Annotated in this window: 19 protein-coding genes; 16 read left to right on the top strand and 3 right to left on the bottom strand. The window is 33.8% G+C overall.

What is annotated here, in order from left to right:
• Positions 1-160 precede the first annotated feature (160 nt).
• The 7 genes from AC6CHH_RS06015 to AC6CHH_RS05985 all read left to right on the top strand — a co-directional run bounded on the left by AC6CHH_RS06015 (position 161) and on the right by AC6CHH_RS05985 (position 6,384).
• Positions 161-1,291 (top strand): site-specific integrase, encoded by a 1,131-nt coding sequence (locus tag AC6CHH_RS06015; RefSeq protein WP_498280764.1) that lies wholly within the window; start codon positions 161-163, stop codon positions 1,289-1,291.
• 3 nt (positions 1,292-1,294) lie between these two features.
• Positions 1,295-2,128, top strand: a complete 834-nt coding sequence (locus AC6CHH_RS06010) for a hypothetical protein (protein ID WP_498280762.1) — start codon at positions 1,295-1,297, stop codon at positions 2,126-2,128.
• 108 nt (positions 2,129-2,236) lie between these two features.
• Complete coding sequence (locus tag AC6CHH_RS06005) at positions 2,237-2,542, top strand: helix-turn-helix transcriptional regulator (RefSeq protein WP_498280760.1); 306 nt, start codon at positions 2,237-2,239, stop codon at positions 2,540-2,542.
• A 103-nt stretch (positions 2,543-2,645) separates the two neighbouring features.
• Entirely contained in the window at positions 2,646-3,821 is a 1,176-nt protein-coding gene (locus AC6CHH_RS06000) for a VapE domain-containing protein (protein WP_498280758.1), read from the top strand.
• A 118-nt stretch (positions 3,822-3,939) separates the two neighbouring features.
• On the top strand, positions 3,940-4,803 hold the full coding sequence (locus tag AC6CHH_RS05995; protein WP_498280756.1) for a DUF8464 domain-containing protein: 864 nt from the start codon (positions 3,940-3,942) through the stop codon (positions 4,801-4,803).
• Between the two features lie 94 nt (positions 4,804-4,897).
• On the top strand, positions 4,898-5,236 hold the full coding sequence (locus tag AC6CHH_RS05990; protein ID WP_498280754.1) for a hypothetical protein: 339 nt from the start codon (positions 4,898-4,900) through the stop codon (positions 5,234-5,236).
• Positions 5,233-6,384 (top strand): relaxase/mobilization nuclease domain-containing protein, encoded by a 1,152-nt coding sequence (locus tag AC6CHH_RS05985; RefSeq protein WP_498280751.1) that lies wholly within the window; start codon positions 5,233-5,235, stop codon positions 6,382-6,384. Before AC6CHH_RS05990 ends, AC6CHH_RS05985 begins: the two co-directional genes overlap by 4 nt.
• 99 nt (positions 6,385-6,483) lie before the next feature.
• On the opposite strand, the gene AC6CHH_RS05980 is transcribed toward AC6CHH_RS05985, so the two are convergent.
• The gene (locus AC6CHH_RS05980) at positions 6,484-6,993 is read right to left on the bottom strand and encodes a hypothetical protein (RefSeq protein ID WP_498280749.1); all 510 of its coding nucleotides are present in this window, start codon (positions 6,991-6,993) and stop codon (positions 6,484-6,486) included.
• A 31-nt stretch (positions 6,994-7,024) separates the two neighbouring features.
• Positions 7,025-8,236 carry a hypothetical protein gene (locus AC6CHH_RS05975; RefSeq protein WP_498280747.1) on the bottom strand — a complete coding sequence of 404 codons (1,212 nt, stop codon included), beginning with the start codon at positions 8,234-8,236 and terminating at the stop codon, positions 7,025-7,027.
• A 286-nt stretch (positions 8,237-8,522) separates the two neighbouring features.
• Between AC6CHH_RS05975 and AC6CHH_RS05970 the strand changes: the two genes are divergently transcribed.
• Both AC6CHH_RS05970 and AC6CHH_RS05965 read left to right on the top strand, forming a co-directional pair.
• Positions 8,523-9,149: a metallophosphatase domain-containing protein gene (locus tag AC6CHH_RS05970; protein ID WP_498280745.1), complete on the top strand. Its 627-nt coding sequence runs from the start codon at positions 8,523-8,525 to the stop codon at positions 9,147-9,149.
• Positions 9,150-9,154: 5 nt separating this feature from the next.
• The gene (locus AC6CHH_RS05965) at positions 9,155-9,502 is read left to right on the top strand and encodes a DUF3024 domain-containing protein (protein WP_498280743.1); all 348 of its coding nucleotides are present in this window, start codon (positions 9,155-9,157) and stop codon (positions 9,500-9,502) included.
• A 17-nt stretch (positions 9,503-9,519) separates the two neighbouring features.
• Here the strand turns inward: AC6CHH_RS05965 and AC6CHH_RS05960 are convergent, their stop codons facing one another.
• Positions 9,520-9,747, bottom strand: coding sequence for a hypothetical protein (locus AC6CHH_RS05960; RefSeq protein WP_498280741.1), 228 nt, complete (start codon positions 9,745-9,747; stop codon positions 9,520-9,522).
• Positions 9,748-9,844: 97 nt separating this feature from the next.
• Between AC6CHH_RS05960 and AC6CHH_RS05955 the strand changes: the two genes are divergently transcribed.
• From AC6CHH_RS05955 to AC6CHH_RS05925, 7 genes are all read left to right on the top strand, one after another.
• Positions 9,845-10,027: a hypothetical protein gene (locus AC6CHH_RS05955; RefSeq protein ID WP_498280739.1), complete on the top strand. Its 183-nt coding sequence runs from the start codon at positions 9,845-9,847 to the stop codon at positions 10,025-10,027.
• A gap of 195 nt (positions 10,028-10,222) precedes the next feature.
• Positions 10,223-11,785, top strand: a complete 1,563-nt coding sequence (locus tag AC6CHH_RS05950; protein WP_498280736.1) for a type I restriction-modification system subunit M — start codon at positions 10,223-10,225, stop codon at positions 11,783-11,785.
• Positions 11,772-12,881, top strand: coding sequence for a restriction endonuclease subunit S (locus tag AC6CHH_RS05945; RefSeq protein ID WP_498280734.1), 1,110 nt, complete (start codon positions 11,772-11,774; stop codon positions 12,879-12,881). Before AC6CHH_RS05950 ends, AC6CHH_RS05945 begins: the two co-directional genes overlap by 14 nt.
• Positions 12,882-12,980: 99 nt before the next feature.
• Positions 12,981-15,038, top strand: a complete 2,058-nt coding sequence (locus AC6CHH_RS05940; protein ID WP_498280732.1) for a hypothetical protein — start codon at positions 12,981-12,983, stop codon at positions 15,036-15,038.
• Between the two features lie 51 nt (positions 15,039-15,089).
• Positions 15,090-16,430, top strand: coding sequence for a Fic family protein (locus tag AC6CHH_RS05935; protein WP_498280730.1), 1,341 nt, complete (start codon positions 15,090-15,092; stop codon positions 16,428-16,430).
• A gap of 1 nt (position 16,431) precedes the next feature.
• A complete protein-coding gene (locus tag AC6CHH_RS05930; RefSeq protein WP_498280728.1) occupies positions 16,432-19,569 on the top strand; it encodes a type I restriction endonuclease subunit R in 3,138 nt (1,045 codons plus the stop codon).
• A gap of 17 nt (positions 19,570-19,586) precedes the next feature.
• Complete coding sequence (locus AC6CHH_RS05925; protein ID WP_498280726.1) at positions 19,587-20,804, top strand: AbiH family protein; 1,218 nt, start codon at positions 19,587-19,589, stop codon at positions 20,802-20,804.
• Positions 20,805-20,806: the final 2 nt, after the last annotated feature.

Raw genomic sequence — 20,806 nt, 5'->3', positions numbered from 1 at the left:
CTGTTTTTCTTTAGTTTACTTTGTGTTCTTTTCTTTGACTATCAATCATTTATGATGGATTCGGTTTTTCTTTAAATTACTTTATTACTATATTCGTTGACTATTTGCTACACCTTGGAAAGTTTGGAGGTGTAGCAATGTACACCTTGAATATAGTCAAATGAAAATAACACTAAAAGAGAAGAAGCTGAAGAGCGGAATGATTAGTCTTTATATAGAATTTTATAAAGGCATGAAAGTGGGTGATGATGGAAAACGCACTCATCTTAGGGATTTTGAATATTTGAAGCTCTACCAATTTGACAAACCAAAACTAGCTGGTGAAAAGAAAAATAATAAGGAAAATCTAGTACTCGCCGAAAGTATCCTAGCTATCCGTAAGGCAGATTATGCTCAAGGTAAGTATGGTCTTAAAAATAATATTAAAGCAAAAAGACCTTTTCTAGATTATTTTAAAGAGAAAGCCAGTGACCATATCAAATCGGAAAAGAATTATGGTGTCTGGACATCTGTACAATCTCACTTAGTTAAGATCATAAGTCCTAACTTAATTTTTGATGAGGTAACAGAAGATTTTTGTAAAATGGTGCGTACCTATTTTGATCGTGATGCTCGAACTAAAAGTAATCTGCCACTTTCTACAAATTCAAAATACACCTACTTCAATAAGTTTAAAGCTTGTCTAAAAAGTGCCTTTAATGATGGGTACTTAACGGTAAATCTTGCTCAAAAACTAAAGAGCTTCGAGCAAGGAGAATCCCAAAGGGAATACTTAACATTTGAAGAACTCCAAAAACTAATTATTACTGACTGCAAATATCCTGTTCTAAAGAACGCATTTCTGTTTTCATGCCTTTCTGGACTTCGGTGGTCTGATTGCAATAAGCTAATTTGGTCAGAGGTTCGTGAAGAAGGTAATGGGGTTTATCGTATAAATTTCAGGCAACAGAAAACAGATGGTGTAGAATACCTTTATGTATCCAAACAGACCGTAGATCTTCTCGGAGATCGGGGTAATCCTACGGAGAGAGTTTTTAAAGGGTTAAAATATGGAATGACTTATAATAATGAATTAGCCAAATGGGTCCTAAACGCTGGAATTATGCGTCATATAACATTTCATTCGGGACGTCATACAAACGCTGTTTTGTTATTGGAGAATGGAGCTGATTTGTACACCGTCCAAAAACGCTTAGGACATAAGGTTATAAAAACAACGGCCATTTATGCCAAGATTGCTGATGCCAAGATGCGTGAATCTGCTCACATAATACCTGAACTTAATTTTTAAATCATGAAGAAAGATACAATTGTTTTAACTGTTTGTTTATTCCTATTAGGGCTATTTAGCTATTTTTCCATTTTGCATTACTCTTTAAATAGTTATTTAGCGGTAGTTGTACCTATTCTAAAAATACTATTATGTTTCATATCCATTTTGTTTTTAAGAAAGTGCTTTGTTTGGTACGCTTCCTATATGTTGAATGGTAAAAGTAATTTTCAAGCAATAGTAGATCGTCCTAGAGTATTCATTTTCTCAATGTTGATACCTGTTTTACTAGCGATATTATTGTCATTAAAACCTTTTAATGACGCGGATATTAGTGATGAGATGAGCATAATTCCAAATCATTTCTATGTTCTTTTTCTAATTTCTTTATTTTTAATTGTCTTATTCCTTTTATTTAAAACATTAAATAAATCCTTCGAAAGCTTGTATTTGCCAAAGGTTCAAAAAATTGCACGACGTTATACCTCAGATTTCACATCCTATGCAAGTATTGATAAACTACACAACATCTTTGATGGCTTAATAAATTATGATTTTTTATCTTACGAAGATCTCAATCAGCAAAATGAGATGCGTAATCGCTTTGTTGAAGTATTCATAAATGGAAATTTCCCTTCAGAACCGCTATTTCAGTTAAAAATGGATAACCTTCAGACGTATGTTTTATTCGAAAACTTAGCAAAGGAAACAAAAGATTTATCATTGACAGGTCTGTTGAAAATCCTTAAAAACAAAAATGTTAAACCTACCGCAGAAACCATTACCGAGTCGTATAGAAAATGTGTTCCCGAAAATATTAAAAACAGAAATTTGATTGAATTTATTTTTGCTAAATAATATATTAAAGGTTGGGAATCCATAGTAAAAAGGTTGGAACCCCTACTTTTCAACCTTTTAGCCCTTTACTTCATTTTACTTCGCTTGACTTAACAAACAAAGTAGATCATGGAGAAAAACGAATTAATCTTAGAAAAGTTAGACCGATTGGAGAAGTATCTGATAGGTTTCAAAGACATTTTAAATGTGGAAGACCTTGCCTTTTATACTGGGTATAAACCTGCCTATATATACAAGCTGGTACACGAATCCAAAATACCTTACTCCAAATCGGAATCTGGTGGTTCAAAATTATTTTTTAGTCGAAAAGCAATTGACGCATGGTTGATGGGGAATCGCCATAAGTCAACCAGCGAAATAGAGGCTCAAGCTTTCAATCACTCATCAAAATTGACTTCAAAAAATAAGGGATAAGTACCACTACCTATCCCTTATTCGAATTTCTTATTGTATCTGACAGTGCAAATATAAGAAATTCAGCTGTTAATCAATTTCATTAAACGTCGAATTTCAAATTATGAGTGATAATAAATTAAAGCTCTTGCGTGTCATTGATGCGTTAGAGAAATCGTATTCTTTTCGTAAAAACATTGTTAAGAATACACTAGAGTATTCGTCTAAAAACCAATCTAAATTTCAAGAAGTGAATGAGCATGATCTCGTCATAGGTTTGCATCACAAGGGTATTTCTGCATCGACCAATGATGTTATCACGTTCCTCCTATCTTCACGAATCGAAAGCTATAACCCATTGTTGGCCTATTTTCTCAAATGCCATGAGAAATATAAACAACAGAGAACTGATGTGGATTATATACAAGATTTCTTGGATCACATCATTACTGAAGATCGTTATAGGTTTATTGTTCAAACTACGAAATGGTTTGTAAGAACTGTGAAATGCGCTATTGACGATCGCTATTTTAACAAGCAAGCAATCGTATTAGTTTCGTCTGGCGTTCAAAACCTTGGTAAATCTACATTGACCAGATTCTTATTACCCGATGAGTTGACAAGCTATTACATCGAAAATCCTAAACTTACTAAAGATGGTGAGATTGCGATGTCTTCCAACTTTTTGTGTCTACTGGATGATTTGGGCAATATGCAAAAGTCAGATCTCGAAGACTACAAATCATATATGTCTAGATTACATGTTAATCTTCGTCATCCCTTTGAGAAAAAGGCTAAAATGACACCACGCAGAGTTTCGTTTATTGGAACAACTGATACGTATGAATTTCTTACAGGTGATGCTAACGTGCGTTGGATCTGTTTTGATGTGATGGATATTGATTGGAAATATTCTTCTCAGGTAGATATTGATCTTGTGTGGGGACAAGCTTATGATCTGTATTTGAATAATTTTAATTGCGAGATCTCCAAAGATGAAATGGCATCCAATGAGAAATCCAATAACAAGTACAAGGTACACACTATCGAATATGAAATGATTCAAAAATACTACGCTATTGGTACCGAAGATGACCATAGTATAGCTATGATGTCTTCAGAAATTCTAAACGATCTCCAAATAAAGACCTATTTGAAATTTAACGATAAAAAAATTGGACAGGCTTTGCGATCATTAGGTTATCAACCAGTTAACCGTAGAAATCATATCAATGCAGATGGAGAAGTGATTGCTGATTCACGCAGAGTCTATTTTTTAAAGAATTTACTGACTACATGACTACATAGTAGTAATAGTGCATCAAAACTAATTTAAACAGTGGTTTTTATTGTAGTCACTAAAATAATTCTACTGACTACATGACTACAGTAAAATAAAGCAGCTATTGAAAAGAAAAATGAATACAAAAGAAATAAACAAATACCCAATCTCTAATTTTTTAGGGTCGATAGGCATCTTTCCAGAACGAAAATTTAACGGCTATTGGATGTATAAATCATTTATTACACCAAACCAAGAAACAGGGAGCCTTAAAGTCTCTTCGAATAATCTTTGGGTAGATTATTCAGATAATAACAGAGGTGGCACATTGATAGATTTGGTACTATTGATCTATCCTGAATATACAGTGCGAGATGTTGTAAAGAAGTTCAATCAAGGTGTTTTTTCTTTTCAACAGCACATCTCTTTGCAAAGTAAAGAATATTCAAAAATGGATAATCTTGAAGTTCTTCACGAAGATGAAATTATAAATCATCCACTTCTATGTGATTATATGGCAAGGGATCGTGGAATTAATATTCAACTAGCAAGTCATTATCTCAAAGCTTATCAGTACAAGGCAAAAGAAAAACTGTTTTGGAATCTTGGAGCAAAAAATCATCTTGGTGGATACAATTTATTTTCGAAAGGTTTTAAGTGTGCAACACAACAGGGAGTTACTTTGTTTACGAATCCAAACGCACAAAGCCGAATCTACTTTGAGGGTATTCTCGACTTCCTTAGCTTTTTAATGATTTATCCCGATCAGGAAAATCGTAATGATTATTGCGTACTGAATTCGGTTAACAATTTAAAAAAGACCTTGGAAGAACACCCATTGAAGCAATCGACGATAGCATTTTTTGATCATGATCAAGCTGGTGATCGAGCGACTGATTTACTAAAAATAGCGGCTTTAAACCAAAAAAGTAAATTCTATGATTACCGATCTACTTTTCAAGGCAAAGATCTAAACGATTATTTACTAGGGAACTATTGAGTATTAATTTCTGTTGGGTGAGCAAGCCATGTTACCCCTAAGGGATAACGCTTGCTCAAAGAAAAAATAAATTCACTTCATTCATTTGGAAACTATGGCAAGACCACGAAAAAAGATAGATGAACTGCGCATATTTAATGTGATGGTCGCATTAAACAAATACGAAAAGGATAAGCTGGACAAACTGCTTTTGCTGAGAGAAGATAACGCTAGTGTTATCATTCGTGAACTGATTATGAACGCTTCTTTGAAAATCAATCGCATCAGTAAAATTGATGTATCTACGCATCAATTAACGAGGCGTATTTCGAATAATTTCAATCAATACGTTCGTGCTGTACATGAGACACGGCTCAGCAAAATTGAGCTTGATATTTTTCAAGAGATTAAAGATTTACTAGATCGTATTCATGAAAAAATGGTGACACAATGATTGCTAAGCAGAAAATACACGGTTTTGTCGCAGCATTTGATTACAATCATCAAAAGATGGAACTTAAAAGTCCGAAGGATCGTGCGGAGTTATTAGATCATAATTTTTTCAAATATGACCGACAAAGCATTTTGCAAGAAATAAGCTTTTTACAACAATTGCGCCCAAACCTAACAAGGGATGCGTATCACGTGTCACTGAATTTTGCACCAACAGATAAATTAAATCCCAAACAGTTGTCTGAAATTGGTAGGGAATATTTAGCAGGGATGGGGTTCAATGACAATGCATACGCGATCTGGCAACATTTCGATGCTGATCATTTACATATTCATGTTTTGGCATCGAGAATCAAGTATGATGGTTCAGTAGTTTCAGATTCAAATAATTATCAGCGAAGTGAGAACCTTTGTCGTAAACTAGAACAAAAATACGACCTAGAAAATGTGCGTTCTTCCAAAGAAGCGCAAGACCGAGCCCCCAGTAAAGATGAATTAGAAATGATTCAACGTACCGGAAAACTTTCTGATCGAATGCTTATGCAAGAGCGTGTGAAAGAAGCGCTATCAAAAGCAAATAGCGCTATAGACTTTATAAATAGGTGTAAAGAGAATGGAGTTTATCTGATTTTTAATCAATCCGAAAGCACTGGGCGAATTTCTGGCATCACTTATATTTCTGTTGAAGGTTTTGTCGCAAAAGGCCAAAAACTGGGAAATCAATACAAGTGGTCAAATCTTATAAACAAATTAAACTATGAACAAAGCAGAGACCGTAAAACAATTGGCGAAACAAACCGTGATACAAGAGAACGATTTAAAGAGCTACTTGACCAAGGAAATCAAAGAATTAAAAGTCGGAATGACTCAGCTAGCCGAACTTCAAGTGACCGTTATGAAGAATCAAGCCGTTTTACGTCAAACAATGGGAAAGATTTTCAATACAGATACGAAAGTCGATGTCACACCGATCCTAACCGAAATAATAGCAATGAAGAAACAGAACAAGAGCTTGAAGAAACAGTTTCTAATCAGTTTTCTACTGGTGCAAGTACCGTTATTAGCGGTCTTAGCGGCTTACTTAGTAGTATTGGCGGTGACGAGGTAGATGAAGACGAAAAGCGAAGAAAAAGAAGATTGAAGCGTTAAGCAGTATATAATTATATAACGCAATCATTATATAATTATATCATTGCAACACTATATAATTATATAATGCTACAATGATATAGTAAGGCGTTTTATTATTTAGTTTTCAATGACTTTGGAGGGATTTGATACGTCGAAAATCAGAACTTTAGCAGCATAATCGTTTGGTTGAAATGAAAGTGATTTTTCTACTGTCTTTTTACCGTCGATGTAGAATTCATATTTAGCCGTAAGTGGTGTTGAATTTTCGGTTAAATTTGTCGCTATAGTGGCAATGGAAAAAGTGTTCACAGGGATTGATGTTTTAATGCTTTGGCTGGAACTACTGATCGGTGACATTTCAGCTGTATGGACGATTGTTTCTTTTTGTGTGATAGAAAGTTTTGAGCTGATACCGTCAAATCTAAAGCTATTATTCAAGTCGCCATCGATACTTGTAACTTGCAGCCCGAAATTAGCACCATAGCTAGCATAATTTGCTTCAAAGGTGATTTTTACTTCTACGATTTTTTTGACGGACTTTTGATCCTCAAACCCAGGTTCGTCTTTTCTGCAAGCACTGAATAATAGGATCGTAGCAATAACCAGTAATTGATTGAATTTGTTCATATAAATTGAATTTGATAAGGTAATTTCTCTTTTATAGTTTAGTAACCGTAGCTATCGCACATGCTTTTGTCAACGTGAGGTGGTCTGCTTCGAGTTTGAAAATGTCTTTTCTGATGATTTGAGTCTTTATGGAAATAGATATAATGGCAGGTCTGCTAAAATCTTTGATGATATGCAGATTTTCTTTCTTTTGCTCAGCCATATCTAAGATTTTAGTAACGAGATAGTTCTTCAGGACTTTTTCTTTCGGCTTTTTCTGTACCTGAAAACGTAATGCTGAACTAACCGAAAAATAAATCAAATTGAATGCTTTGGAAAGCGGATATATTTCTGCGAGATATTCTGATATCGAAAGGATTTCAAGATCTGTCAATGCTAGGCTTAGGTTTTCTTTTGCTTGATCTTGTAAGTACTGGGATAGTTCATTATGGTATAACTCTAGCCAAAAGAAATTGAGCTCATCAGCATTATAAAGACGTTGTGACATCCATGTTTTAATATCTATTTTGACTATTTTTGGATCATCTTCGATATTAAATCTCCATTTAGCAAGGTAAAAGGGGATTTTTGAAAGGTCATCATATGACTTTAACAAGTTAATTCTTGAAGAAGTAAGTTCTTCGACAGGAACTAGTATATGTCGATCTATAAGCGATTGTAACGATTCAACCAACTCAGGGTTAAAGCTTCTAACATATAATAATTCACTATGACCGTCATGAGGTGTGTGAACGAAATCGAAGCTAAATTGGTTATCTCCGTAATTGATTAAATTATCATGCCTATATACGATCAATAGATCAAGAGCATCATTTAAATCGAGCATACTGGTCTTTTTCTTTGATGTAGCAAACGATTTACAATGTTCTTTCCACCGTTGCAAAAAATCGCTATTTTCTTTTCCCTCAGCAATAAGACGATTTTCAGAGCAGTACTGGCACTTGCATAACTTTTGTTGTCCATCGTGCCAACAATTTGGGCAGATACCAAGGTCCTCCTTATAGGACGTTCTACCTGAAACCTTTCGGTAGATATAGTGACCACAAATGCACTTTTCATCGGTTAGCTCGTATGGAAGATTAACATATAGACTATTGGTAATAGGAGCATCTGGAAAATCTGTTTTTATTTTCCCTATCTGATCACCTCTTTCATATGCTTTGATAATTCGTTTAACGATTTGCTGATCAATGTATTTTAGCGCAATGCTATTATAGGGATAATAAAAGTTTTCCTGTGCCATACTTTGGTTAATTTCGAGAAATAAAAAAGGCGTGAAACTAAAATCATATCCTTATCAGAGGCTTGCGACGGCCTTTACAACCAGATAGACTTAGCCCACGCCCATTATGAGGCACGGGCGTAAGTCTATCGCTATAACGGTTGTAATCTGAAGGTCGCAATTTCTGATAAACCATAACGATAGCTTACGCTGTTTCGTTCAATAAATTAATGGTATAAATATACGGATTTACGGACATATTGAGGTTTTTTTATTGTTTTAGGGCGTAGAATCTATAAATTTGGATATGCAAATTGTAGCTATTTCAGATACACACGGTAAGCATCGAGATCTAAAAATTCCTGATGGTGACATTCTTATTCACGCTGGAGATGTTACTCGAGGTGGTAAAAAAGAACAGGTCATTGATTTTATAGCTTGGTTTGCTGAACAAAGACATGCGCACAAAATCTTTGTTGCTGGCAATCATGATTTCTTCTTTGAAGAGGCAGATCCCGAAGAAATAAGTGACTTAATTCCCAATGAGATAATTTACTTAAGTGATTCTGGTGTAGAAATAAATGGGATCAAATTTTGGGGATCCCCGATCACCCCATGGTTCAACAATTGGGCATTCAACCGTGAACGTGGGACAGAAATTAAACAACATTGGGATTTGATACTCGATGATATAGATATTTTGATTACACATGGTCCACCTTTTGGCATTCTGGATGAAACGGTTTATGGAAAACAAACAGGATGTGAAGAATTACTTTTGCGGGTTTATCAGGTGAAACCCAAATACCATATTTTTGGACATATTCACGAGGAATACGGAAACGTTACGAAAGCAGAAACCACTTTTGTAAACGCTAGTGTATTGGATGACTGGTATGAGATGAAGAATAAGCCAATAGTTTTAGATTTGTAATGATGATGGATAAAAAAGAACCTATATCGATGATTGAAGTTCAGTTAAAGAGCTTCGTCGAAGCCAAAAGACCGAAAGATGAAGAAGTGCGTAAGCAACTGGATTTTGGTTATTCTTGGTATGGACAAACGGCTTTATTGTTTGAAATTAGACCGCAATGGAATGATCCAACAAATATTTTAGAACTACCTTTTGCGAAGCTTCGCTTCGTGAAATCTTCTAAATTATGGAAACTCTATTGGATGCGTGGATCGGGTAAATGGGAGGCTTATGAGGCAAAACCTGCCACTAGTAGTTTACAGGAAATGCTGACAGAAATAGATCAGGATGGTTATGGCTGTTTTTTCGGATGATAAGAACTAGAAAAAATCTATTTCTTCATATCTTTTTTGGTAGCACCATGATAATACTGCTTCCCATCTTTTGATCCATCCCAAACACTAGTTACATCTTGGATTTTAACTGGTGCTTCTTTTTCTAAACGGATCAGATTTTTAGAAACCTTTCTGAAAACTTTATTCCATCGTCTTTTATCTTGTTTCTCGGTTTCTGCCGTTGTATATCCGAATATTTTAGTTTTTCTTACTGATCTTGACATGATTTAAATTTTTGCTGTAAATATAATAATCTCCACTGTCGACTTGAAAATGTACATTGATTAATTTTGTATACTTGTTTGGCATAATAAAATCAAAATGAACAACGGAAGAAAAGAATTTCCTGAAAGCGGTTTAGAGATGGACTGTACTTCTAAAAAGGCAAGAAAAATTTTCTGCTACGTGCAGAATGTGCGAGGAATCAAGAGTTTTGTGAAGAGATCGATGAATAAAAGACTGAGAAAATATAGCAAGGAGATTGTTGTTTTTGATGAAATATAAAAACTTTGTATCAAACACTATCAATTTAAGTAGTCCTTGTTCTGAACGACTATATTTTCTTCTTTTCGCCAGCTTTTTTACTTTCCTTTCTTTTATTGGTGTTTATTACGGTTTTCCGTATTAAAATCGTGCTTTTTTTGAGTATATTTAAGGATATTTGCTTAATAAAGCAACCAACTAATTATTACAATTACAATGGCTAAAAAAGTCCAAACAAAAAGTACCGAAGAAATCCTTTGGGATTCAGCTAATAAACTACGTGGTTCTGTAGAACCTTCCGAATATAAACATGTTGTATTGAGTTTAATCTTCTTGAAATTTGCGAACGACAAATTTGTAAAAAGAAGAAAAGAATTAAAAGCGGAAGGCAAAGAAGCGTTCTTGGAAATTCCTGAATTTTATCAGGCAGAAAGTGTTTTCTATTTGCCTGAGGAATCACGTTGGACGTATATTATCGAAAACGCCAAACAAGAAGATATTACCTTAAAAGTCGATTCTGCGCTTAAAACGATTGAGCGTACCAACAAATCGTTAGAGGGTGCGTTGCCTGACAACTATTTCTCTCGATTGGGATTGGATCAATCTAAATTTTCTTCATTATTAGATACTATTAACAAAATAGATACACTACTTGATGAGGCGCAAGATATTGTGGGGCGTGTGTACGAATATTTCTTGAGTAAGTTTGCCATTGCCGAAGGAAAAGGTAAGGGAGAATTCTATACGCCAAAATCAATTGTAAACCTGATTGCCGAAATGATTGAACCCTACAAAGGTAAAATCTATGACCCTTCTTGCGGATCGGGTGGTATGTTTGTGCAGTCGTTAAAGTTTATTGAGAAACACCAAGGAAACAAAAAAGACATCTCTATATACGGACAAGAGTTAACGAATACCACATTTAAACTGGCGAAGATGAACTTAGCCATCCGTGGAATTTCAGCCAATATGGGAATTAAAGCTGCCGATACATTTGGAGACGATCAGCACAAAGATTTGAAAGCCGATTACATCATGGCGAATCCGCCGTTTAACTTAAAGGATTGGCGTGCAGAGAACGAATTAACCAACGATCCACGTTGGGCAGGATACGAAGTTCCTCCAAAATCCAATGCCAACTATGCGTGGATATTGAATATGATTTCCAAACTATCTCAAAATGGTGTAGCAGGATTTATCTTAGCAAATGGTGCGCTTTCAGGCGGTGGTGAAGAATACAAAATCCGCAAACAGATTATTGAAAATGATTTGGTAGAAACCATTGTAGTTTTACCAAGAGATATGTTTTATTCTACTGATATTTCGGTGACGCTTTGGATTCTGAATCGTAATAAAACCGAACGTACCGTTGGAGTAAACGATGGTATTAAAAGCTACCGTAACCGTAAAGGTGAAGTCTTATTTATGGATTTGCGTAAATGGGGAACACCTTATGAAAAATCATATATTGAATTTATCGAAGAGGATATGCGGAAAATAGCTTCTACATATCATAATTGGCAGCAAATAGATTGGGAAACAAATTATGTGAACGAAGCTGAATATTGTTATTCTGCAAATGTTGATGAGATTAGAAAGAATGATTACGCATTGATGCCAAGTAAATACGTAGAATTTGTTGATCGAGATTTGGGGATTGATTTCGATACAGAAATGAAACGTATTCAAAAGAAGTTCAAGGTGATCATTGAGGAAGAAAAAGAATCTCAACAAGAATTGATTAATGCTTTTAAATCCCTTAATTATGAGATTGGATAAATTAGGGAATTATATAAAACAGGTTGACGTAAGGAATTCAGATTTAAAATTTGAATTGGTTAAAGGTATATCTAACCAAAAATTATTTATTGACACTAAAGCCAATATGGACGGAGTACCATTACATAGTTATAAATTAGTCCAAAACAATCAATTTGCTTATGTAACGGTAACATCAAGAAATGGAGAAAAATTATCTATTGCAATAAATAGAACAGATGAAACTTACCTAGTTTCTTCAACATATACAGTATTTGAGCCGAATGAGAAACTACTACCTGAATTTTTATATATAATTATCAATAGACCTGAATTTGACAGATATGCGAGATATAATTCTTGGGGAAGTGCAAGAGAAACATTTAATTGGGAAGATTTGTGTGAAATAGAGATTCCGATAATTTCAATTGAGGAGCAGAAAAATTACGTTGCGATTTATAATGCTTTATTGACAAATCAAGCGTGCTACGAAAACTCCTTAGAAGATTTACAGCTAATCTGCGATAGTTATATTGAGAACTTGATTAAGACAGAACCTAAGAAAAGATTGGGCGAATATATTGAGGCTGTTGATAATAGAAATTTTGACCTAAAAATAAAATATTTAAGAGGTATATCAACTAATAAGGTCCTTATTGAGACAAAAGCAAATGTTTCAGGAGTCAGTTTTCATAACTATAAGGTTTTGAATTTAAGAGAATTTGCCTATGTGGCAGATACATCTAGGAGAGGTGAGAAAATTGCAATAGCAATGAATTCTGATAAAACATGTATTATTTCTTCCATTTATACAACATTTAAAGTTTTTAATGAAGATGAATTACTTCCTGAATTCCTATTACTTTGGTTTTCAAGATCAGAGTTCGATCGCTATGCTCGATATCATTCATGGGGTAGCGCAAGAGAAACTTTCAACTGGGAAGGTATGCGTGATGTAATGTTGCCCATTCCTGATATTGAAAAACAACAAGCGATTGTTACTATCTATCATACTTTAGAGACACGTAAAAAACTAAATGAAAAATTGAAAGAATCCTTACAACCTCTTTGTCCAATATTGATGAAAGGAGTTAGAGATTATATCGAAAATAATTAACCAAAAAATCGCTCAACTCCAAAGTTTGTTGTTGTCGCGTTTGGCAACGTTGGAGGGTAACTAACTATTATTAACCAAAGGAAACACTAGAAAACTTAAATGAAAGAAGATATTTTTAGACTAGCAGCTGTTCTTTATGCTGATAATAATTATGAAGTTAGCTCTAAAACACTACATAAGAAGGTAATAGAGTCAATTTTTATTGATAACAATAATGATTTTATTGGCTTACATTCATTAATTGATAAGCTTAAGAATCAATATAATTTAGATTTTACAGAAGAAGAAATTAGAGAGGTCATTTCAGATGTTAATTATTTTAATACCTCAAACTGCAAGATTGAGGAGATAAAAATTACCCTTACACAAAAACGTTTTGAACTTGTTAAAAGTAAAATTATCACAAATAATTTGGATTATTTTATTGAAGAATTTCGTAAAAGTAATACTGAATTTGATTTAAAAGAATTAAAAACTATAATACATAGATTTTTGTATGAAATTTTTCAGATTAACATTTCTAGTTTCAGCAAACTTGTAGACCCTACATTTCAGATTCAGGATTTATTGAGTAATAATGATCACAATTTAAATTCTTTAGAAATTGATATTATCAATACATTTCTGAATTGGGATAATTATGAGAAAAATAAAATGATTTTTGATATTTCAAATTTAGCCCTTGAATATTGTTTAATCACCAATAAGAAAGGGGCCAGTTTTAAATTAGAGAATCTTAAAAATAAAGTGTTTTATCTTGATACGAATGTGATTTTTAGGGCTATAGGAATTAATGGAGAAAATCGTAAGAATAGAACTCTAACTTTCCTTGAAAAATTTAAAGAAGCAAAAGAGTCTTTATTTATATCTAAATATACTATAGATGAAGTAAAAAAGACCTTAGATTTCTATATAGGACAAATGTCTAAATATAATACTGCCAAAATTAATTCAGACGTTTTTCAAAATTTTAGAAAAAGTCAAGATTTCATTGATTATTATCATACTTGGCGAAGAAAAAGAGTTAATGATTCAACTGAATTGTTTAAGGCACATATTTTTTCTTTATTAGAAGGCCTAAAGAAAAAATTTGACATTAAAGAAGATTATAAAGAACATTTTGATATTAAGGACTCGAAAGTTGAAGAATTAATATTGGATATGGGGTCTCAAATAAATTCTTTCAAGAGTGAAAGGCGGCCGTCTAATTTAGAGGCTAGTATATTAGATGCAAAAAATATTCAAGTAATAAAATTTTTAAGAAATGGTAATTATGCTAATATTTTTGATTGTAAATATTACTTAATTTCAGCAGACCAACTATTAAGAAAATGGGATTACACTCAAAATAATTCTATTCCTATAGTTTTGTTACCTTCTCAATGGATGAGTATTTTATTGCGGTATTTAAATAGAACGAATGATGACTTTAAGAGTTTTGTTAGTTTTTTAAATATTAGTAACGGCGAAAAAGGGATATCTAATGAAAATCTTCAATTGATATTAAATGGGATTTCAGAAATAACAACAGACTTTACTCAACAAAGTAGTATTGTTTCTCAAATGATTAATATAGGATTTAAAGGAATTTTAGATAAAACTAATACTGAAGAAGGAATTATTGAAAAATCTCGATTGTTTGCTAAATCACAACTAGAATTGCAAATTGAAGAATTACAAAAGTCTAAGGAAAGATTAGAAAATAAATTCGAGAAATATCAAGAACATACATCAACTGCTATTGAAACATTAAAACAAAGTAAAGATGTTGAGAAGGGACAAAAAAATGCAGAGATTGAAAAAAATAAAAGTATAAAGAACGAACTAATTGGTGCTAAAGCTAAAGTTGATTTAATTAAATATAAATCAAAGGGGTATTTTTGGATTTCTCTTGCTATAATTTGTGTAGTTTATTTCATTCTGTTGTTTTGTTTTCAACAAGAATCATGGAATATTATTGCTGTTTATACAAACTTTGCTAATAATTTACCTGAGGGTTCAATGCAAAAAGAAGTATGTAAATGGATTTGGTTAATCCCAACAGGTTTATTCTTAACAAGCTTTAAGTTTATTTATCAAAGATTGCTGGATAAAAATGGACTTCAATCAAAATATAATGAATTCAGAGTATTAAGGGAAAAAGAAGTTGATTCATGAATTATCCCGAATCCCAATTAGATCAAACTTTTATTAGTGTATAAAAAAAACATGCCCGAAAACCAACATACAGAATACAAGCAAAAAGTAACGCCCGAATTAGAAAAAGAAGTGGTTGCATTTCTTAATTCTAAGGAAGGTGGCGTTATTTATATTGGCATAGACAAGCATGGCAATACAGTTGGTGTGCAGGATGCTGATCAAGAACAATTGCTAATCAAAGATCGGTTGAAAAATAATATTGTGCCATCTTGTATGGGTTTGTTTGACTTGGTTTCGGAGGGGAGAGATGATAAAGATATCATCAAAATAATTGTCGCTGCTGGCTATGAAAAGCCTTATTATGTTAAGAAATACGGACTTTCTGAGCGAGGTGCGTTTATCCGTGTAGGTAGTGCAGCCGAGCCTATGACGGCACGACAAATAGAAACACTATTTAGCAAAAGAACTCGCCATTCTATCGGCAATATCCTATCGCCAAAGCAAGATTTGAAGTTCCAGCAATTGCATATCTACTATCAGTCAGTGGATAAAACGCTCAATGAACAGTTTGCTCGTAATCTAGAATTGCAGACCGAAGATGGTCAGTATAATTATGTGGCTTATCTGATGAACGATGTCAATGCTATTTCTGTAAAAGTGGCTCGTTACCAAGGTTTGGACAGAGTTGATTTAGCTGAGAGTAATGAATATGGCTATGAAAGTTTAGTGAAAGCAACTAAACAGGTGTTGGATAAGCTCAATCTAGAAAATCGAACGCTAACGAAAATAACCGCTAAAGAACGAGAAGAAAAGCGCTTGTGGCATGCCATTGCTTTGCGTGAAGCCATTATTAACGCTTTTGTGCATAATGATTATACGCGAGAAATTGCACCAAAGTTTGAGATATTCAACGACAGAATAGAGATTACCTCGTATGGTGGTTTACCTACTGGTTTGTCTCAAGAAGAATTTTTTCAAGGATTTTCGATGCCTCGGAATAAAGAGTTGATGCGTATTTTCAAAGATTTGGATTTGGTGGAGCAATTAGGGTCAGGTATTCCGAGGATCTTGCAATATTACAAGCGTGATTATTTCCATTTCTCTGATAATTTTTTGAGAGTAATATTGCCATCAAGCGAGCAAGTCACCCAGCAAGTCACCCAGCAGGTCACCCAGCAAGTCACCCAGCAAGTGCAAGAATTGTTGTCGAAAATGAGTGGATTACATTCAAGACAGGAACTGCAAGTATTACTTCAATTATCAGATCGGGAAAATTTTAGAACAAACTACCTACAACCTGCTATTAATCAAAGTTATATTGCATTAACAATACCGGATAAACCTACAAGTAGCAAACAAAAGTATTACTTAACAGAGAAAGGGAAACAGTTTATAAATTCCTTATTGTAGCATGAAATACACAGAATCACAATTAGAGCAAGCATTTATCAGCCTTTTGGAAACAGAAGGTTATCACTATATTAATGGAAAAGATTTAGTACGCTCTTCTAATCAAGACGTTTTACTGAAAGAAGATTTACGTACTTTTTTGTTGAATCGTTATCCCGATTTAGAAGATATAGAATTCGAAAGTTTGGTGAACGAAATCGCTTTTCAGTCTGCTTCTAACTTATACGATTCCAATAAATACATTTGCAAATTATTGGCGGATGGTCTGATTTTTAAACGAAACGATCCTAAGAAGAAAGATTTACATATTAGATATGTTGATATTGAGCATATACAAGCAAATACCTTTAAAATCGTTAATCAATTAGAGATTCAAGGTACGGAGTTGCGTATTCCCGATTTGATTTTGTACATCAATGGTATTCCTGTGGTTGTTTTTGAATTTAAAACGGCTATTGAAGAAGAAATTACCATTCACGATGCATTTAAACAATTGACTATTCGTTACCGTAGAGACATTCCAGAATTGATGAAATACAATGTGTTCTGCGTGATTAGCGATGGAGTGAACAACAAGGCAGGAACGGTCTTTTCGCCTTATGAATTTTATTACGGATGGAATAAAATTACGGGAGAAGAGAAAAAAGCCTTATCGGGGATTGAAACCACAACGTCTATCGTTCACGGTATGCTGAACCAAAGTCGTTTGGTGGATATTATTCACAACTTTGTTTTGTTTCCTGATACTTCAAAAAACGAACTGAAAATTTTGACACGTTACCCGCAGTATTATGCATCCAACAAACTTTATCAAAATATATTAAAACACCGTAAACCCGAAGGCGATGGTAAAGGCGGAACGTATTTTGGTGCCACAGGATGTGGTAAAAGCTATACGATGTTGTATTTATCGCGTTTGTTGATGCGTTCTACGGAATTTTCAAGTCCTACGATTATCATTATTTCTGACCGTACGGATTTGGACGATCAGTTGTCGAAAGATTTTGTCAATGCAAAGAAGTTTATTGGCGATGAAAATATCATCAATATTGATTCAAGAGCTGATTTAAGAGATCGTTTGAGAGGTATAGAAAGTGGTGGTGTATATTTAACAACGGTACAAAAGTTTGCTGAAGATGCTGAAATCTTGTCCGATAGAACCAATATCATTTGTATTTCGGATGAAGCCCACCGTTCTCAAGTGAATCTGGACTTAAAGGTGAAAATTGACGAAGAAAAAGGGGTAACAAAATCTTATGGTTTTGCTAAGTATTTACACGATTCGTTACCAAACGCAACCTATGTTGGTTTTACAGGAACGCCAATTGACAAGACTTTAGAAGTTTTTGGAGATGTGGTGGATCAATACACCATGTTTGAATCTGTGAATGATGAAATCACCGTTCGTTTAGTGTATGAGGGACGGGCAGCGAAAGTAAATTTGGACTATAATAAAGTTCAGGATATTGAGGCTTACTACGAAAATGTAATGCGTGAAGGTGCCTCTGAGTATCATGTAGAAGCCAGCCAGAAAGCCATTGCTAATATGGAAGTGGTTTTGGGAGATAGCGATCGAATCAAAGCCATTGCCGACGATTTTGTGGAGCATTATGAAAATAGATTAAAAGAAAATGCAACCGTTGCAGGCAAAGTTATGTTTGTTTGTGCTTCTCGTGGCATTGCGTATAAACTATATCAGTCGATTTTGGCTTTATACCCTGAGTGGGGAGAAATGATGTTGCCTGAGGACTTGAGCGAGAAAGAGCAAAAAGATATAAAACCGATTGAACGTGTTAAAATGATTATGACACGCAATAAAGATGATGAAAAGGACCTGTGGGATTTGTTGGGAAGTAAAGATGATCGTAAAGAATTGGATCGACAGTTCAAACAAATAAAATCGAACTTCAAGATTGCGATTGTGGTCGATATGTGGTTAACAGGTTTTGATGTTCCTTTCATGGATACGATTTACATTGATAAACCTTTGCAAACGCATAATTTAATACAAACCATTTCTCGTGTTAACCGAAAGTATCAAGGTAAAGATCGTGGTTTGGTTGTAGATTATATTGGGATTAAAAAGAACTTGAACAAAGCATTAGGCATGTTTAATAATCAAACTGCAGAGGATGATTTTGAAGATATTGCGCAAGCCGAAATCATTGTGAGAGATCAAATGGATTTGTTGCGTCAGTTTTTTCATCAGTTTGATAGTATAGCCTATTTCGAAGGATTACCAGTTGAACGTCTACAATGTTTAAACAAAGCTTCAGAACTAGTTTTAAAGACCGAAGATTCTGAAAAATTCTTTGTCAACGTAACGAAGAAATTGAAATCTGCTTATAACTTGGTGAGCGGTTCGGAGTTGTTTAATCTGAAAGAAGTGGATGAAGTTCATTTCTATTTTGCGGTGAAATCCATTGTCGTTAAGCTGACCAAAGGTGAAGCTCCTGATACCGAACAAATGAATGCTAAAGTGGCTAAATTGGTAGAAGAAGCTATCATTTCGGAAGGTGTTGAAGAAATCTTTAAGCTGGACGATAACAAAGCCAACGCGATTGATCTGTTTAATGATAAGTTTATTGAGAAAATCTCCAATCTAGAATTACCGAATACCAAGATTAAGATTTTAGAGCGATTATTAAAGCAAACCATTACTGATTTTAAAAAGGTAAATAAAGTAAAAGGACAAGATTTTTCGGAACGGCTTCAATCGATCATCAACCGCTATAACGAACGTAGCGAAGGTGATATTTTAGATTATGAAGGGATTCAGTTTGATACAGCAGAGCAAATGCTTAACCTCATTATCAGACTTCGTGAAGAAATGGATTCTTTTCAAGATTTAGGTATTGATTACGAAGAGAAAGCGTTTTACGATATTTTAGATATGATCTGCAAACAATACGGTTTTGAGTTCGACAATGACAAAATGCTAGAATTAGCTCGTGAAATAAAAAAGATTGTTGACAGTACCGCCAAATATCCTGATTGGAGCGACCGAGATGACATCAAAGCCCAACTAAAAATGGATATCATCGTAAAATTGCATCAATATGGATATCCACCCATTACCCAAGATGATGTGTACAGAAATGTGCTGGAGCAGGCTGAGAATTTTAAGAAGAATAGGTAATTGCAAATGGTATTGTTATGAATAGACTGATACTTATAGGCAATGGTTTTGATCTAGCACATGGATTAAAAACTAGCTATAAAGATTTTATTTTTTGGTACTTGGATCAGTGTTTTATTCAATCAGGAATATATGCTAATGGTCATTCCTATGAAGATGACTTTCTACGTGTTGAGGTTCGTGAACATTATCGATTAATGGATCTAACAAGTGATGCTGCAAAAAAGGGTATTAGTAGATATCTACATGAACAAGATCGACTATCTCTTTATTTGAATTATGAATCTAAAAGAGAGAGTATTCCAAGTTCATATTATGATAAATATGAATCTCTATCTAATGAATTAGCTCTTAAGGTTGAATTTAAATCATTATTTTTTAATGAGCTTATTAAAACCTGCCTTGAATGTGGCTGGGTAGATGTTGAGCAAGAATATTTTAATGCTTTGAAGAAATATAATCATCAAGATAATTCTCATAATTCAGATTATATCCGAAAATTGAATACACATTTTGAATTTTTGAAGAAAAAGCTACAGGAATATTTATCCATTCAAGAAACTAATTTTGATGACAGTCCAAACTTTCTATTAGGAAAGCTTCTAGGCCAAGAGTTTCAAGAAATTGATTTTGATCCTAGTATAGGTGATGATGAATTAAGTAATAAGCTTGGAAAAGATTTTACTGTAGAAAACTCAAATGAGATCCAACATAAAATCTATGTTTTGAATTTTAACTATACCAATACATTTTATAATTATATAAGAGAAATCAAAGGTAACTTGTTTAATAGAGTTGATGTGAACCATATTCATGGGCAACTTAATAACCCAAATAATCCTATCATTTTTGGTTTTGGTGACGAACATGATAAGGATTATACTAATTTCGAGGAACAGGGTAATAATGCACTTTTCGAACATGTGAAATCTTATCATTATCTTAAAACGCCTAATTATAGAAATCTAATTCGCTTCCTAAATGAAGGACAATTTCAGGTTTTTATTGTAGGTCACTCTTGTGGTTTATCCGACAGAACAATGTTTAAGGAAGTTTTTGATCATGAGAATTGTAAATCGGTAAGGATATTTCATTACACTGATAAAGAGGGTAAAAATGATTTTTTTGATAAATCCATTAACCTCGGCCGTCATTTCTCAAATAAGGGGCGTATGCGCAAACTGATCGTGAATTTTAATGAAGCGGATTCTATTCCGCAGTTTAAAAAGAAGTAAAT

The sequence above is a fragment of the Sphingobacterium sp. GQ94 genome (assembly GCF_059758715.1).
Note: the sequence above shows the minus strand (reverse complement) of the source record. Positions and strands in the feature narration are given on the sequence as shown.